Here is a 14,724-nt window from a genome sequence, read left to right as displayed (position 1 = left end):
CGTGGCCGTGACGACTGTAGGCAACATCCTGACCCGAGCCAAAAAGATCCTGCAGGAAGTCACTTCCAACGGCACCCGGTGGGCAAACACCGAGCTGCTGGACTGGCTGAACGAAGCGTATGCGGCGATCTGCAACATCAAGCCCAACGCAAGTTCTGTCACGGCCGAAATTACTTGTTCCCCGGGCACCAGGCAATCCATTCCCGAGGGCGGTCTGCGCCTGCTGGAGGTGGTGCGAAACATCACCCCCGCGGGCGGTGGGCTGAGCGTGATTCTCACGACCCGGGGTGCCATCGACTCAACCAGGCGGCGGTGGCACGCCGAGCAGCAGGTTGAGGAGATTGAGCAGTACATCTTCGATGAGGCGGCGCCGAGACAGTTCTACGTCTACCCGCCGGCGATGGCCACCAGCAAGCTGGAGATCATTTACTCGTCGGTGCCAGACCCGCACACCCAGGCAATGGCGACCGATTCAGCCGCTGAGAAAATTCGCCTGGACGATTCGTTTGCGCCGGTGTTGGTGGATTACATCCTCTCCAGGGCCTACGCGAAAGACGCCGAACACGCGGCAAACCTCAACCGCGCAACGATGCACTTTCAGATGTTCCAGACTGCCCTGGGCATGAAGGTGCAGACGGATCGCATGCTTGGCCCTCTGCCGGTCGCCGCCACATCTCAGCAACAGGTACCGCAGCAATGAACGTGAGCCAGCTGGTCGACCAGATCCTGCCGAACTTGCCGGGGGTGGTAATCGCCTCCATCCGCGATGGTGTGGCCTGGGCGTTGCGCGAGCTGTGTACGGAGGTGCCGGCCTGGAAGGTCAGAATCCAGCTGTCCGATGGTGAGCAGCAGATCACCGCCGGGCCAGGCCTGGAGCCTATCCGCATCCAGGCGCTGTATCAGGATGGTCGGCCTGCATATTGCCAGGTGTTCCAGCCTTCGCCGGACACGGTCATTGTCACCGGCGGCACTCCGGGGCTGACCGCTGATGTGGTTGTGCGACCCACGTTTGGTTCCTCCGTAGCTGTGCCCCCGGACTGGCTGCTGGATCGTTATTGCGAGGCGCTGACGCTCGGCACCCAGTACTGGCTACGCAAGATGCCCGAGAAGCCGTGGTCCGACATGCAGCGCGCCTTGATGGACCAGGCGGCGTTCTATGCCCTCTGCACCAATGCCCGATCTGAGGCGCTGGCCGGTCACCAGTACGGCAGCACAAGGATGAAAACACCGAGGTTCCCATGACATCGATTGCGATCACGTCTTTCAAGGGCGAGTTGCCAGCACTGACTCCGCGTCTTTTGCAGCCGACCAACGCCCAGGCGGCCCGCAACGTAAATCTGCGCAAGGGTTCACTGCGGGCTGAAAATGCGCCGCTGCCCGTGCTTGGAATTGGCGGTGTGATCAATCCGTCATCTATCTACCGGTACCCATTCGGTAACAATGGCGCCGGGTTCTGGTTTGCCTGGGGCGCTGGCCAGCAGGTCAATGCAGCCAAAAGCCCGCTGGCGAAGGATGCTTGGTCGCGGGTTTATTGGACTGGCGACTCATTTCCAAAAATGGCACCGATTGGTGTCGCAACTCAGGGGGCTGGACCTTACCCGTCAGGCTTTTACCGCCTTGGAGTTCCAGCCCCAGACGGCGCGCCGCTGGTGACCGAGGCCGGCGACAGCGGTACTGCCCCGGCCACAGTGGTCAATGCAACGTACATCGTTACCTATGTCACGGCGTACGGCGAGGAAGGGCCTCCCAGTTCAGCATCGAACATCATCACGCGCTGGGATGGCGCCGAAGGTCAGTTGCCTGGCAAGGTCAACGTTCAGTTGCCGGCGGCTCCGGCAGGCCCTTACAACATCGTCACGAAGCGCCTCTACCGGTCAGAAAGTGGTGGCGAGTTCCTATATCTCGCTGACTTTCCCGTGGCCCAAAATAGTTGGGTGGACGATATCAACAGTGACGAACTTGGCATCGCGTGCCCGTCGCTCACTTGGGATATGCCAGACGCCACGATGGTAGGTTTGGTGGAAATGCCGAACGGCATCTTCGCCGGTTTTTTTGACAATACGCTGTGTTTTTGCGAGCCGTACTATCCTCACGCCTGGCCCGTCGACTACCAGATATCGTTTCCCGACAAGATCGTGGGAATTGGTGTGACCACTGCCGGGTTGGTGGTGGCCACCACTGGGCGGCCTCGGCTCGTTACTGGGACTACGCCGGCCGCAATGACGGCCTCAGACCCTGATGCCGACCGCGTATGCATCTCCAGGGGATCAGTGGTGGATATGGGGGAGTATGTCGTCTATGCCTCAACGGAGGGGCTGGTGGCGGTATCTGGAGGCGAGCCCCAGCTGATCACTGACGGAGTTCTAACACCTGAGCAATGGCAGGCGCTCAATCCATCCTCAATCCACGCCTGCCGGTATGAGGGGCGATACCTGGCCTTCTACAGTGGCGGTTGTTTCGCCCTGGCTCCGGGAGAAGGCATTGAGTTCATCGATGCGGCCGCCGCCAATTCCTACTACGACATTGCTGCATCGTCGCTGTACCTCATCCAAGGCAGCAGCATTTCCAAGTGGCGCGGCGGGCCGCCGATGCAGTATCGATGGAGGTCGAAGATCTTCGAGTTTCCACCTGGAGCTGCAAACTTCAACTGCGGAAAGGTGATTGCCGACGCTTACCCAGTTCAATTTCGGGTGTTTGCGGACAAAGCGCTGGTGCTTGATATGCCAATTGAAGCTGGCGGAATGTTTCGGCTGCCTGCTGGGTACGCGGAGGCGCGTGAGTGGCAGGTCGAGGCGGCAGGCTCTAACGAAGTTTTCTCAATCCAAATCGCGAATACGCCCTCTGAGTTGACCTAATGACGACCAAACGCTCAAGCCTTCCTGCACCAAGCAGCAAGGTTTCGGCGGAGTTGCGCCCGTTTTTCAGTGCTCTCACCGAGATCATCGAAACGGGCGAGGGGAATCGCGGGAACGGCCTCGACAAGAAGCTGACCTTCCGGGATCTGCTGGAAAGCGGGGCGTTCACGCTCCGACCAGGCTGGAAGCCAGGTGGTACCGGTGGTTTGGTTCCAACGCCTGGCATTCCAGATCGCGCAGTACCGCCGGCCCCTGTCGGGTTTCAAGCGGTCGGCGTCTTCGGCATGAACACGCTGACCTGGGAAAACCCCTACAAGCTCTACCGCAACCACTCGCTGACCAACATCTACCGCAGCGAAACCGACAACTTCGGCCAGGCCACGCTGATCAGTCGTGCCACCGGCATGATTTACAGCGATCCGATTCGCGGTGATGCGGTAGATCCTGATGACCCGAAGAAAGGCATCAGCTATTACTACTGGATCACCTGGGTTTCGACTTCAAACGTAGAGGGGCCGCCTAACAGCCCTGACGGCACTTACGTTGAGTCTATGCTTGATATCGACTACCTGCTGGAGCTGATAACAAAGGAGACGAGTCAGAGCGAGCTGGCGAAGGCACTGGCCAAGGCCATCGACCTCGAAGGATTGGACCAGACGATAGCGATGCTTGGTGCAGCCGCCCAGTCCGCGAAATTGATGACTTCGGCCGAGCGCTATCTGCGCGATGATGAGAACGTGCAGATCCGGCGCCAGGTATCAGATCTGCGGGTGCAGACTGGAAAAGACATCACTGCCGCTATCACTCAACTGCAGGAGGTGATTACCTCCGACCAGCAGGCTATCGCGCACCAGATTGACCTGATGCAAGCCAGCATCGGCGAGAACTCCGCAGACATCGTCTCTGAGCGTACCGCGCGGATTAATCTGCAAGAGGCCGCCACTGAGGCGCTGAGCAGCATGTCCTCGCGCCTTGAGGGCGCTGAGGCTGTGCTGACTCAGTACAGCGAAACCTTTGCCAGCGCGATCGAGGCCCAGGCCAGAAATCTGGAAGGACTGGTATCGCGGATGGATAACACCGCGGCCCAGTACCTCAGTGACCAGCAGACCATCGCCAATGAGTTTGAGGCGACGGCGAATTCGATCACCTCACTGCAAAGTAGCGTGAATGAGCAATCTGCGGCCATCCAGCAAACGCTGAGTACGCACACCACGGCGCTTGAGGGGCTTTCCGCTCAATACACGCTGAGGCTCGACGTAAACGGGCTGATCAGTGGTTTCGGTGCGTACAACGACGGCACGGTTGCCGACTTTGCAATCCTGGCCAACCGCTTCTGGATTGCAACGCCAGGCGTGCACGGACCGAACTATGTGAATCCCTTCACCATCGATGGGGAGAAGGTCTACATCAACACGCTGCTGGTGAAAGAGGCATCCATCCAGCAAGCCCAGATTGGACCGATCAGTATCGGCAAGCTCACGGCAAACGATGGTGTAACACCGGTGACAACGGTCGGTGGTCAGCTGCGTGCTGAGGCAATCGACGTTGCCAACATCACTATCGGGTTCGGGCAGGTGTACGGGCAACTCAAAAGCTCGCAGGTCGGCGCCGGTGGCCTGCCGAGGTTCGTGATTGATCCGCAGGCGGGGATTTTCATGAACGGCCTCCTTGGCGGCACCAGAATGGTGATGACCGACAGCTATCAGCGCTGGTACGACCCCGCCGGCGACTTGCGAATTGAAATTGGGGAGTTGCTGCTATGACATCGATCATCCGATGCCGCGACAAAAACAAGCAGGTCACCTTCGACAGTTCGGTGAGGACTATTCGCAAAATGGAGTCGGTCAGAACTCAGAGCAACGCCGCCGGCAGCCTGGATCTGACCCCCTACGCCGGATTGAAGTTGGACATCAGCCTCATGCCCGCCGAAAACGTCGGCCTCTCGCCGGTTCCGCTGGTGGTGGTCAATGGCAACTTGCTTACCTGGTCGGCTGCGCCTGTGTCGTGTTTTCTGATTTTAGGGATTTCGTCATGAGTACCGGTTTCAGGGTGAAAAACGACTGGGGAAACCTTTCGGTCGATGAAAATAACCCCATCTTTGTAGCTGTGGGCGATGGTGCCGGACATATTGATAACGGCGGATGGACAGACGTTCGTCTTTACAAAGAACGGGACGGCATTCCTCCTGTAGCCATATTTTTTGAGTACAGTTTTTTCGGGGTTTCAACCAGCCCGACACCACCTTTAGTGTTCGCACGGCCACGCAACATTGCTTCTCAGGTTGCGACAGTAATCGGGTACATCGCGCCCAAAGGCGCCCCTGGCGCTTGGACGGGCGTAATAGTGGCCTTCACCATCGTTAACTTGCCCGGAAACCCTCAAAACCACGCTCAGCTTTATCCGCTTATGCGCGCTTATATGTGCGAGTTCATGGTCATTGCATCCGGTGGATACATCAGCGGAGAAACCCATGGGATTCGGGTATGGGCGCCTGGTTCTGTAGTCGTGTTTGACTCGGGCAATAACGCGGTCAGCTACAAACGCTCCAGTGGCGTGTGGAACTACAGCAGCAGGGACCAGGTAGAGCCAGACCAATACGTCGAGTTTTGGCAGGGCTCTGATACGTTCGGCGCTCGCAATGAGTGGATGCTCGTCAGCTCCATCGGTACCGGCTATTTCATGCGCTACAACGGTGAAGTGGCTGGCAGCCGACTTTATGTGCCCGGCCTCATCGGCGAGATCATTCCCCGAGTCATCCTGACAGGGCGCTCTGGAACGCTGATTCACATGCCGTTTTTGTTCATCGAAACCAGAAGGCCAGTCGATCAAGGGATCATCCTCCCGGTCGGCCCCGGTCCCGCGTAATCCATCTCAGGAAAACTTATGGCTACCCATATCTACCGCGCCGGAACGGTCTCTATTGCTGCGGGCGCAGTAATTGCGACCGGCGCCGGCACTTCATGGTTATCGAATGCCGTGCGCGGCGACGTTTTGGTGGTGCCTAGTGGTCAGTGCTTCGAGCTGGTCACTGTGGAGACCGACACCCGCGTGACGCTGGACGCCTCACCCAATGCGGAAATAACGAACGTCCCATATGTGTTACTTCGCTTTGTCACAAACCAAGGCATCCGAGATCTGCTGGAAAAGATCGAGGAGTTCCTGAAGGATCGTCAGGTCAATTTGGCTGAGTTCGCCGACTGGACTACCGGAACCGCCGCCGGCGGGCCAAACCACGACGGCAAATACCCGCTCACCGACCGCTATGGGACAGTTACGCTTGCCGAGTGTCCAGCCAAGCTGGCGGCAATCGCTGGACAGGGTGGCGGTGGTGGCGGCTCGGGCACAGTCAAGCAGCTGAACGATGTGCTGCCCAATCCCGAAGGTAAGCTGACGGTAACTGCTGGAGATATCGGCGCCGCCACGGCTGAGCAAGGTTCCAAGGCTGATAGTGCGGTGCAAAAGGCCCAGGCGATGCTTTACCGGCCGTTGCTGACCGATGTGCTGGTGCTGGGCGATAGCCGCGCCTTTCAGTGCACCAAGGGCAACGTGGGCTTCGCTGACTGGGCTGTCTCCGAAACGGGTGGCCTTGCCGCTTTTCCGCTGACCCTCAACAAAGGGATCGACGGCAACACCACTTCTCAAATGGTGGCCCGCCTGCAAGCTGATGTGATTGCCAACAGCAACGCCTTCGACGTAATGGTGCACTTCGGTACGGGCAACGACCGACTGAACGGGATGAGCCTGGAGCAGACGATCCGCAATCTGGAGTACCTGTATGCCGCGCTAATCAAGCGTGGAAAGGTGGTTATTGCCATTGCGGAAACCCCAGTGATCGGGGCAAACGTTGGACTACCTATTCAGCAGACGGCGAACCACTTCGCGGTGCACAACTGGTACTTGAACGTTGCACCGAGCTTGGGTGTCATCGTAGTTAACCCGTGGGATGAGATGGTCGATCCTGCGTCTGGCACGAGCTACTGGCCCAAAGAGGGTATGACGGGAGACGGCCTGCACCCGACACCAATGGGCGCTCGAATCATCGGCCGTAAGGTGGGTGAAGCGTTGAAGCGGCTGTTCACCTTTCCGGCGATCCTTCCAACATCGAGCGTGCTTTACGACGCTGCAGTGGTGCCCGGGGGCAGCCTGATCCCCAACGCGCTGCTGACCGGCACCAACGGCACGCTGGGCGCAGGGAGCAACGCTACGGGCCAATTGGCGACGTCCTGCACCTTGCAGGGCACAAACCTCAATGGTTTGGCTGTGACGGCGTCGAAAGAGGCAGCAGACATCGGGGAAAAGCAGGTTTTGCGTATTACTGGCATGCCAAGCGCAGCAACCCCGACGCTTACCCTCGAGCAGTCTGTGGACGTCTCCAAAGTTGCTGTTGGCCAGCGCTTGCGCGCTATTGCCGGCTGGGAGTTCTCAAGCGTCAACACCAGCGTGCTGCAGGTTGCCCTGCAAGTCGTGGCGGTGAGCGCAAGCGGTACGACCATTGCTCAGATCGGGCAGAACCAGGAGCTCAATAACGCGATGCCAATCGGCAACATTGCCGGAACCCTGGTGACCCAGATTTTGGCGCTGGCCCAGGCGCCCACAAGCCTGAAATTCAGGCTTTCCATCATTTTCAAAACCGGCACCGGCCAAGACGCAACGATAAAACTGCGCCAGGCCGATCTGACCCGTATTTTCGCGTGAGGGCTAATCGATGAGTGAAACACAAGAGCAGCTACTTGCCCGGGTTCTTAAGGGTGACCCTAACGCCATTACGTTTTGCGAAACGCTTTTCGCGATATCGCAGACGCTCGACGACATCGTCGACGGTGACAAAGCTCTCACCACGAACGACATTTACCATGCCTTCTGGCTGGCACTTATCGAGCTGCCGATCAACCCGTTTTACCGCCATTTTGAGAATTTTGTTCGCCCGTTGATGGCGGCTGCGCTTCAAGATTGGCGCGACAGTGTCACGCTTGAGTTGGACGGCGACCATCATGGACGCAGCCTGGCTTTTGTCCTCAGGGACCAGCTTACCGGCCTGGTGGTGCAGTGTGCGTACCTGATTGGAGGTACCGCCTGGATGGCAGAAGTATCTGCCAGCATTCGCCGACACTTTCACGATGAGACCTTTTCTGCCTACAACCAAGACCTGATCAAGCGAGGCGAATTATGAGCGGCGGAAGCAAGACCGATAACTCAATCCAGGATACGCCGGAGCAAAAGTATGCCGCGCAAGTGGCGGCTGAAAAGTGGAACTATGCCCAGGAGCGCCTGGCTCCGGTTGAAAATGCGTACATGAAGCGTGTTGACGACATGGATTCCGAAGGGAGCATGGCGTACGTCCGCGGCAAGACCAACGCCGGGACGCAAAAGGCGCTCAGCTCCGGAATGGAGCAACTGAACCAGGGTGTCACCCAGCAATATGGGCTGAATCCGAATAGTGGTCGCTTCACCTCTGCCCAGGGCGATCTGGCAACAAGTGTAGGGACGGCCGGCGGCGACACTATGGCGCGCGCGCAGTTTGAACAAAAAAGCCAAAAAATCGCCGGGCTCAGCAATGTCGCAGCAATTGGTCAGGGACAATCATCCCAGGCACAGGCCGGCCTGAACACCGTTGCAAGCCAGGCGGCTCAGGATGCCCAAGGGGCGGCCTTCACCAACTTCAACCGTAAGTCAGCGAACCTACAACTCGCTGGCACGGCGCTTGGTGCTGTCGCAGGTGGAGTCTCCTACGGTCTCAACAATATGGCTCCAGCAAGGACAACCGCGGCCAATTCCACCGTTCTCAATCCATCAGGTACCAGCGGCAAGCTTTATGACAATGTCGCAGGCGGTGCCAACTTCGCGGGCTACGCATAATGACCTACTACGTTGATCCGAGCGCCGCGTTTGCCGGCAAACAAGGAGCCTCCAATGTTCTTGGGCAGCTCAGCCGAGCTCAATGGGACGACTGGAAGGCGCGCTTTCAGCCATACGTCGACAAGCTGGCGAACATCGCAACCAGCGATTCTTTTGCCGGCGAACAAGCAGCGACCGCCACCGAGTCGGTGAACAAATCTTTCGATAGCGCGAATCAAGGGCTCCAGCTACAGCAGCAGGGGATGGGCCTCGTCCTGTCACCTACCCAACAGGCCGCGCAAGACCGGAAAATGCAGCTTGGTCGAGCCTCGGCTTCAGTGGATGCGAGCAATAACGCGCGAATCTCCGCGCGTGACCTGCAGGAGCAAATCATGGCTGGCGGCATGGGCCTCAGCGGCCTGAAGCAGGGAGGGTAAGGCTATGGCATACGGATTGGTTGGACTGAAGCAAGAAATGCAGGGTGAGGCGATGCAAGGCCTCTCCCAGCTGTCACAACAGCAGCAACAGGCAAAGCTGGCCGAGGACCAGATGAATCAGCAGGCGAAGGCTAACAAGCAATCTAGCCAAGTAGGCATGGCAACCACCGGTGCAATGGTGGGGTCTGCGTTTGGCCCAATTGGCACTGCGATCGGCGCGGGCGTAGGGTACATCGCCGGCTCATTTATGTAGCTGCACAGCCAGTCTTTGCATTCCCGATGTAAAAAGATGCCTTATTTCGCGATCCAGCACCGGACCTTGCTTGCGTCATGTACGCCTTGCCAGCGTTGGCGTCGATCGACCAAGTTTCAATTACCGCTTGGTCGTTCGGGTACGCATAAAGGAGCGTGCTTTCGTTGATTTTCATCAGTTCGCCGCCTGCGTAAGAAGCCTTGGCGCCGTTCACGGCGATCGAGGGGCTGTGCTCGCTGATGTTCAACCAAAACACGGTGTTGCCGATCTTGTCATCGGTCACTGAGTAGTTGTCGCTGGCGAAGGCTGCTTTCCCCTTCAGGTCCGTGATAATCCAGCAACTGTCGGCAAAAGCCTGGCAGGAGATGAGGGCCGTAGCCCCCAACAAAGCATGCATCCATTTCATGAAGGTGTTCCCCTTTTGGGCCATCTTTTTGGCCTGAACTCATGCAGCTTATGCAATTATTTCCGCACAGACGAATTATCTACGCGGCACCTCAGAAATTATTGTCGGGAGACAACAAATGGCAGGCGGATTAGATACCCGTGGCGGAATGGATGGTTTCGCCCAAGGCTTTGGCCTGGTGACCAACCTGCTCGCGCAGAAGGATCAGAAAGAAATTCAGCGCGCCCAGCTCGCCCAACACGCCGAGGATCGGCAATATGGCCGAGAAATCCAGCAGCAGGAGATGGGGCTGCGAAAGGATGATCTCGCATACCGTCGGGAGACGGATCAACGAAATTATGCTGACACACAGGACCAGCGCCAATACCTTCGGCAGCGTGATGCCGATAACGCTTCACGCCAAGATCGGCAGTTTCAGGCGTCCTATGGTCTCCAGGCGGCGGGTCAGCAGCAAGCAGCAGCACGCATGCAGCGGGAAGATCAGCGCTTCGACATGCAACAACAGCAGTTCAGCCGGCGAATCGACCAGCAAGACAAAGCGCAACAGCAGAAACAGGACGCCTTAATCGCAAAGTCCGCGTACGCGAAGATCGCGGCGGGTGGTGACCTCGACGAAAGCGACCTGCAAGTGTTCAAGCGCAACCCGTGGATGGACCCCCGACACGTCCTTTCTCCACAAATGAAAAGTGACGTTGATACCGCTGGGCGTGTATTTGCGGGCGACCTGAACTCAAATGCGCCGGAGGCCCTGGACGCGGTCAATCGTGTGTTCGGCCCGGATATCCAGAAGGGTGGTGGTGGCCAAAAGAAAATCGTGCAGGTGCTTCCTGGGCAAACCAAGGGCACTGTTGTTTTCGAGCTTGAAGTAACTGGTGAGGATGGCCAGAAATACAATGCACCGATGACCAAGAATCGCGGGACCACAACCGACGGTGATGAGGATGTGTTGGAGGTCCCGATCGAAAAACTGGTCGATCGCGTGTCTGGTTACAAGCTCCTCAACGGTGCTTTCAATACTCCTGAAAACCGTCATGCGGCTTTGCGGTACGGCCAGCAGATGGGTTTGGCGCCTGTGGATGCATCAAGTAAACCACTGGCCGCTCCAATCCAGAAAGCCGAGGACGGCGATCTAGACGCCATCGCCAACGCTCAAACGATGAACCAGTCACTCAGCCGCATCAGCAAGCAGATCTCTGACGGGAAGCTCAATCTTGGCCCGATTGCCAACAGGGTATCCGAAGTGCGCAACTCGACCGGTACCAGCACCGAGGAGTCGCGCAACTATGGCTCGCTGAACGCAACTCTCGAGCGACTGCGAAATGACAGCTTGCGTCTGAATGCGGGCGTGCAAACCGATGGGGATGCCCAGCGTGCCTGGAACGAGCTGGTTACAAACCTCAACGATCCGAAACTGGTCCAGCAGCGCCTTGACGAGATATCGTCCCTGAACGAAAAGGCTATTCAGCTCAAGACGAACATGATCCAGCAGCGCCGCCAAAACGCCCGCGCTGAACCCTTGGACATCGGTACCGTAATTCCGCAGGCGGGTTCGGCTCAGCAGCGGGGCTTGCAATTGCCGCAGGCAACTGCGCCGGCCCGGCAGCAGAGTGCCGCTGCGCCGAGCATCGCGACTGACGATGACTACAACCGCTTGCCGTCTGGCACGGTGTTCATCGATCCGAATGGAAAACAAAGGGTGAAACCATAATGGCCGCTTGGGAAGATGCCCCGCTCTATGACGCGGGTGCCGGCGCAACGGGTGCCGGCAATGTCGCAAAACCGGAAACCGCCTCTACAAGGCCGGCTTGGGAGGCTGCACCGCTCGCAGACAAGGAAGAGCCCCGGGAGCGCGGCTTTATCCAGGGTGTGAAGGAGATGTTCACGGGGTCTGAACGTCAGACGCGCGCCACCAAAGAATTGCCGGAGTTGCAGAACTCTGGACTGTTCAAAGGGCTCGATATCCCAGCTGGACAGCAGGCAGCGCTGTTTGCAGCGCTGCCGACCACAACCGATCCGGGCGAAATTGCAAAAATGCTGCGCTCCAGCTCTCCCTACATCGGTATTTCTCAGGATGAAAAGGGAAACCTGATCGCGGCGAACAACAAGACCGGTGTTCAAGCGGTCATCAACAAGCCAGGTCTAACTGGGCTTGATGTCGCGCAAGCGGTAGGCATTGGCGCTGCATTCACCCCAGCAGGCCGTGTAGCAACATTGGCTGGCGGTGGTCTCGCCCGTCAAGCGGTTGTGTTGGGGGCGGGTTCTGCTGCTACACAGGCGGGGCTCGAGGGCCTGCAAGAAAATGCAGGTGGTAATTTTGACGGCGGTGATATTGCAATTGCTGGCGCGCTCGGCGTGGCAACCCCGTTTGTAGCGAGTGCCGCGGGCGGTGTTGTGGACGCCGGCAAGCGTGCAGTCAGGGCAATGCGAAATCCTGCCCAGGGCGAAAACGCTCAACTTGTTCGAGCTGCCGAGCAGACCAACATCCCATTGATGACTTCCGATGTATTTCCGCCTGAAACATTCATGTCGCGCAGCGCGCAGGTAGCCGGTGAGCGAATTCCATTCGCAGGTACGGCTGGTGCCCGGCAAGCGCAGCGAGAGGCACGGATAGCCGCGGTTGAGGATCTCAATAATCAATACCCGCCGCCCCAGGCTGATCAGATCATGGAAAGCCTTCAGGCAAGGGTGGGACGCCGCCGTAAAGGTGCTGGTAACAGGATTGGCAGGTACGAGGCTGAGCTGGATAAGGTAGGAGTTGTGCCGTATGCCAGAACGACCCAAGCCGCGGATGACGCTCTTGCCGAGCTAAACCGGCCGGGGATTGTAGGAAGCCCGGAGGCGGCGAGCGAAATCCAGCAGTTCATGCAAACGCTGAACGCGGCACCGCAAACATACTCCTCACTCCGGGAGAACCGCACAGCGTTGCGAGACATCGTTAAGTCCTTCGACGGCGCCGCGAGAAGCCAGTTGCCGACAAGGGCTAAGGCATTGCTGACACGATTGCAATCGTCGTTATACGACGATATGAATGATGTTGCGCGGGCGAACCTACCTGCGCAAGACGTGCTCAAGCTTCGCCAGGCAAATGCGATTTATGGCGAGGAGGCCGGGAAAGTCAGCAAGTCCCGCATGAAGTCTGTGCTTGATCGCGGAGATGTCACCCCGGAACTGGCCGAGAGCTTGTTGTTCAGTCGCAAGCCAAGCGAGGTTAGGAACCTTTTCCAGAGCCTCGACACGGAAGGCCGGCAGGCAGCGCGGGCAACCATTATCCAGAGACTTCTCAGAAACTCGCAGGGCGCTGACGGACTGTCTCCCGATCGATTCATCAATAACATGAACAAGATGCCGGCTCAGGCCAACATCTTTTTCAGGGATGCTGACCGTCGGCAGCTTGAAGGGTTGCGGCAGGTTTTAGATGCGACTCGGCGTGCGGGCCAGGCTGGCGTCATGACCAATACAGGGCAGCAAAACTACAGCATCGGAGGTTTTGCCGCTGCGTCCGCTGCCGGTCTCAAGGCGATCCCTATCGCTGGTTCGATCGGTGGGTTTGCACGACTTTACGAGAGCGCGCCAGTGCGAAACGCACTGATTCGTCTCGCAGAGAACCCAAATACTGGGGCGTCCGCTGCATCCGCCCGGGCTCTGGCCGCGAGGTTTTCTCCTTACATCCAGGCCTTACAAGCCGGCGGAGGTGACGAGGACAACTCCGAGGCGACTGAGCCTGTGCAAAGGCCTGCCGCCGACGTGCAGCCCGTGCTGCCAGCATTGCAATCTGCCGATCCGAAGCCGGAGCCGTCAGGAGGAACTGAAGTGCTGCCCAATCAGGGCTTACAGGCGCAAGAGCAAGAACGGCAGGCTGACGATACTGGCTTGCCCGGATCTGGCACAGGTGGCCTGATCACCGCCGGCAACATCGACTTGAACACTAGGCCAACGGTGCGCGATGCGGATGGCTCTATTAGCACTGTGCGCTCTATGTCGATCGGAGTTGACGGTAAGGAGGTTCTAATTCCGACCGTCAGCGATGACGGCAGGATCATGTCTGATGGTGAGGCGATCAGGGCGTATGAGCGAACCGGTAAGCACCTGGGGGTCTTCAAGGATGTACAAAGCGCCGACGACTACGCCCAGAAGCTTCATGAGGACCAGGCGGACCAGTATGGTGACAAGGAAGATACACAGCCGACTGATCTGCTGCCTTCTTCTAAATCCGATCGCGCGAGTTTGCCGCCGGCGGAAGCCTTGGATATTGCTGCGCGTGACGCAGCAACCTCTCCCGACAATGATCTCCCGGAACCCAGCACCGCCCAGAAAGAGGCGGGTAACTACCGGAAAGGCCATATCAACCTGCAAGGGCTGAATATTGCGATCGAGAACCCCCGCGGTTCGGAGCGCAAAGGCGTCGACAAGGACGGCAATGAGTGGTCGCATTCAATGTCAGATCACTACGGTTACATTAAAAGAACCACAGGTGCCGACGGTGACCAGGTCGATGTGTATGTGGGGCCTGAGCCATACAGCCAGCGCGTGTTCGTGGTGGACCAGAAGGACCAGGCCTCTGGGAAGTTTGACGAGCACAAGGTCATGATTGGCTACACAAACCAGGCTGCTGCCGTGAGGGCCTACAAGTCGAACTTTGACAAAGGCTGGAACGTAGGCGATGTAACCGAGATGAAAATGCCAGAATTTAAGGCCTGGCTGAAGTCAGGAGAAACCGCCAAGCCGCTGGCCTCTACTGGCGCGAAGTCATCGACCCAGGCGATAAACGCCAAAATGGCGGCCGTGCGCCTCAGCGGCAAGAGTTCGGCGCAGAAAGACAAAGAGCTGGCCACGCTGACCCAGGAAAAGGAGAAGCTTGCCAGTTGATTGAACCGAGTGGCCTGCCTGTTTCGGGGGGCACTCTTGCCTGACAATCCGGCCGTGAGGCCCTATACCGCA

At 58.2% G+C, this 14,724-nt stretch carries 14 protein-coding genes; 13 read left to right on the top strand and 1 reads right to left on the bottom strand.

The window, feature by feature from the left end; all coding sequences use genetic code 11:
* Position 1: 1 nt before the first annotated feature.
* Genes HX811_RS19560 through HX811_RS19510 form a run of 11 tightly spaced genes read left to right on the top strand, consistent with a single transcriptional unit; the run spans position 2 to position 9,380 of the window.
* On the top strand, positions 2-700 hold the full coding sequence (locus tag HX811_RS19560) for a DUF6682 family protein (protein WP_177046964.1): 699 nt from the start codon (positions 2-4) through the stop codon (positions 698-700).
* Positions 697-1,242 carry a hypothetical protein gene (locus HX811_RS19555; protein WP_177046963.1) on the top strand — a complete coding sequence of 182 codons (546 nt, stop codon included), beginning with the start codon at positions 697-699 and terminating at the stop codon, positions 1,240-1,242. Before HX811_RS19560 ends, HX811_RS19555 begins: the two co-directional genes overlap by 4 nt.
* Entirely contained in the window at positions 1,239-2,855 is a 1,617-nt protein-coding gene (locus HX811_RS19550; protein WP_177046961.1) for a hypothetical protein, read from the top strand. The genes HX811_RS19555 and HX811_RS19550 overlap by 4 nt, the downstream gene beginning before the upstream one ends.
* A complete protein-coding gene (locus HX811_RS19545) occupies positions 2,855-4,618 on the top strand; it encodes a DUF1983 domain-containing protein (protein WP_177046960.1) in 1,764 nt (587 codons plus the stop codon). The genes HX811_RS19550 and HX811_RS19545 overlap by 1 nt, the downstream gene beginning before the upstream one ends.
* Positions 4,615-4,890: a hypothetical protein gene (locus tag HX811_RS19540; protein ID WP_177046959.1), complete on the top strand. Its 276-nt coding sequence runs from the start codon at positions 4,615-4,617 to the stop codon at positions 4,888-4,890. Before HX811_RS19545 ends, HX811_RS19540 begins: the two co-directional genes overlap by 4 nt.
* Entirely contained in the window at positions 4,887-5,720 is an 834-nt protein-coding gene (locus HX811_RS19535; RefSeq protein WP_177046958.1) for a hypothetical protein, read from the top strand. The genes HX811_RS19540 and HX811_RS19535 overlap by 4 nt, the downstream gene beginning before the upstream one ends.
* A gap of 18 nt (positions 5,721-5,738) precedes the next feature.
* Positions 5,739-7,550, top strand: a complete 1,812-nt coding sequence (locus tag HX811_RS19530) for an SGNH/GDSL hydrolase family protein (protein ID WP_177046957.1) — start codon at positions 5,739-5,741, stop codon at positions 7,548-7,550.
* A gap of 10 nt (positions 7,551-7,560) precedes the next feature.
* Positions 7,561-8,025, top strand: coding sequence for a hypothetical protein (locus tag HX811_RS19525; RefSeq protein WP_177046956.1), 465 nt, complete (start codon positions 7,561-7,563; stop codon positions 8,023-8,025).
* The gene (locus HX811_RS19520; RefSeq protein ID WP_177046955.1) at positions 8,022-8,711 is read left to right on the top strand and encodes a hypothetical protein; all 690 of its coding nucleotides are present in this window, start codon (positions 8,022-8,024) and stop codon (positions 8,709-8,711) included. Before HX811_RS19525 ends, HX811_RS19520 begins: the two co-directional genes overlap by 4 nt.
* Positions 8,711-9,127, top strand: coding sequence for a hypothetical protein (locus tag HX811_RS19515; protein ID WP_177046953.1), 417 nt, complete (start codon positions 8,711-8,713; stop codon positions 9,125-9,127). Before HX811_RS19520 ends, HX811_RS19515 begins: the two co-directional genes overlap by 1 nt.
* Before the next feature lie 4 nt (positions 9,128-9,131).
* On the top strand, positions 9,132-9,380 hold the full coding sequence (locus HX811_RS19510; RefSeq protein ID WP_177046951.1) for a bacteriocin: 249 nt from the start codon (positions 9,132-9,134) through the stop codon (positions 9,378-9,380).
* On the opposite strand, the gene HX811_RS19505 is transcribed toward HX811_RS19510, so the two are convergent.
* Positions 9,373-9,786, bottom strand: coding sequence for a hypothetical protein (locus HX811_RS19505; RefSeq protein WP_177046949.1), 414 nt, complete (start codon positions 9,784-9,786; stop codon positions 9,373-9,375). The two genes, HX811_RS19510 and HX811_RS19505, sit on opposite strands and share 8 nt — an antisense overlap.
* A gap of 118 nt (positions 9,787-9,904) precedes the next feature.
* Between HX811_RS19505 and HX811_RS19500 the strand changes: the two genes are divergently transcribed.
* Together HX811_RS19500 and HX811_RS32035 are read left to right on the top strand one after the other, a co-directional pair.
* Positions 9,905-11,494: a hypothetical protein gene (locus tag HX811_RS19500; RefSeq protein WP_177046947.1), complete on the top strand. Its 1,590-nt coding sequence runs from the start codon at positions 9,905-9,907 to the stop codon at positions 11,492-11,494.
* Positions 11,494-14,652 (top strand): hypothetical protein, encoded by a 3,159-nt coding sequence (locus HX811_RS32035; protein ID WP_256344446.1) that lies wholly within the window; start codon positions 11,494-11,496, stop codon positions 14,650-14,652. The genes HX811_RS19500 and HX811_RS32035 overlap by 1 nt, the downstream gene beginning before the upstream one ends.
* The last annotated feature ends 72 nt before the right edge of the window (positions 14,653-14,724 follow it).

The sequence above is a fragment of the Pseudomonas sp. F8002 genome, from assembly GCF_013385495.1.
Classification (GTDB): domain Bacteria; phylum Pseudomonadota; class Gammaproteobacteria; order Pseudomonadales; family Pseudomonadaceae; genus Aquipseudomonas.
Note: the sequence above shows the minus strand (reverse complement) of the source record. Positions and strands in the feature narration are given on the sequence as shown.

Bases quoted from the DNA above. Each gene is read 5' to 3' on its own strand.
- HX811_RS19535 (WP_177046958.1), top strand. From the start codon at position 4,887: ATGAGTACCGGTTTCAGGGTGAAAAACGACTGGGGAAACCTTTCGGTC.
- HX811_RS19540 (WP_177046959.1), top strand. From the start codon at position 4,615: ATGACATCGATCATCCGATGCCGCGACAAAAACAAGCAGGTCACCTTC.
- HX811_RS19525 (WP_177046956.1), top strand. From the start codon at position 7,561: ATGAGTGAAACACAAGAGCAGCTACTTGCCCGGGTTCTTAAGGGTGAC.
- HX811_RS19530 (WP_177046957.1), top strand. From the start codon at position 5,739: ATGGCTACCCATATCTACCGCGCCGGAACGGTCTCTATTGCTGCGGGC.
- HX811_RS19545 (WP_177046960.1), top strand. From the start codon at position 2,855: ATGACGACCAAACGCTCAAGCCTTCCTGCACCAAGCAGCAAGGTTTCG.
- HX811_RS19510 (WP_177046951.1), top strand. From the start codon at position 9,132: ATGGCATACGGATTGGTTGGACTGAAGCAAGAAATGCAGGGTGAGGCG.
- HX811_RS19520 (WP_177046955.1), top strand. From the start codon at position 8,022: ATGAGCGGCGGAAGCAAGACCGATAACTCAATCCAGGATACGCCGGAG.
- HX811_RS32035 (WP_256344446.1), top strand. From the start codon at position 11,494: ATGGCCGCTTGGGAAGATGCCCCGCTCTATGACGCGGGTGCCGGCGCA.
- HX811_RS19500 (WP_177046947.1), top strand. From the start codon at position 9,905: ATGGCAGGCGGATTAGATACCCGTGGCGGAATGGATGGTTTCGCCCAA.
- HX811_RS19550 (WP_177046961.1), top strand. From the start codon at position 1,239: ATGACATCGATTGCGATCACGTCTTTCAAGGGCGAGTTGCCAGCACTG.
- HX811_RS19515 (WP_177046953.1), top strand. From the start codon at position 8,711: ATGACCTACTACGTTGATCCGAGCGCCGCGTTTGCCGGCAAACAAGGA.
- HX811_RS19555 (WP_177046963.1), top strand. From the start codon at position 697: ATGAACGTGAGCCAGCTGGTCGACCAGATCCTGCCGAACTTGCCGGGG.
- HX811_RS19505 (WP_177046949.1), bottom strand. From the start codon at position 9,786: ATGAAATGGATGCATGCTTTGTTGGGGGCTACGGCCCTCATCTCCTGC.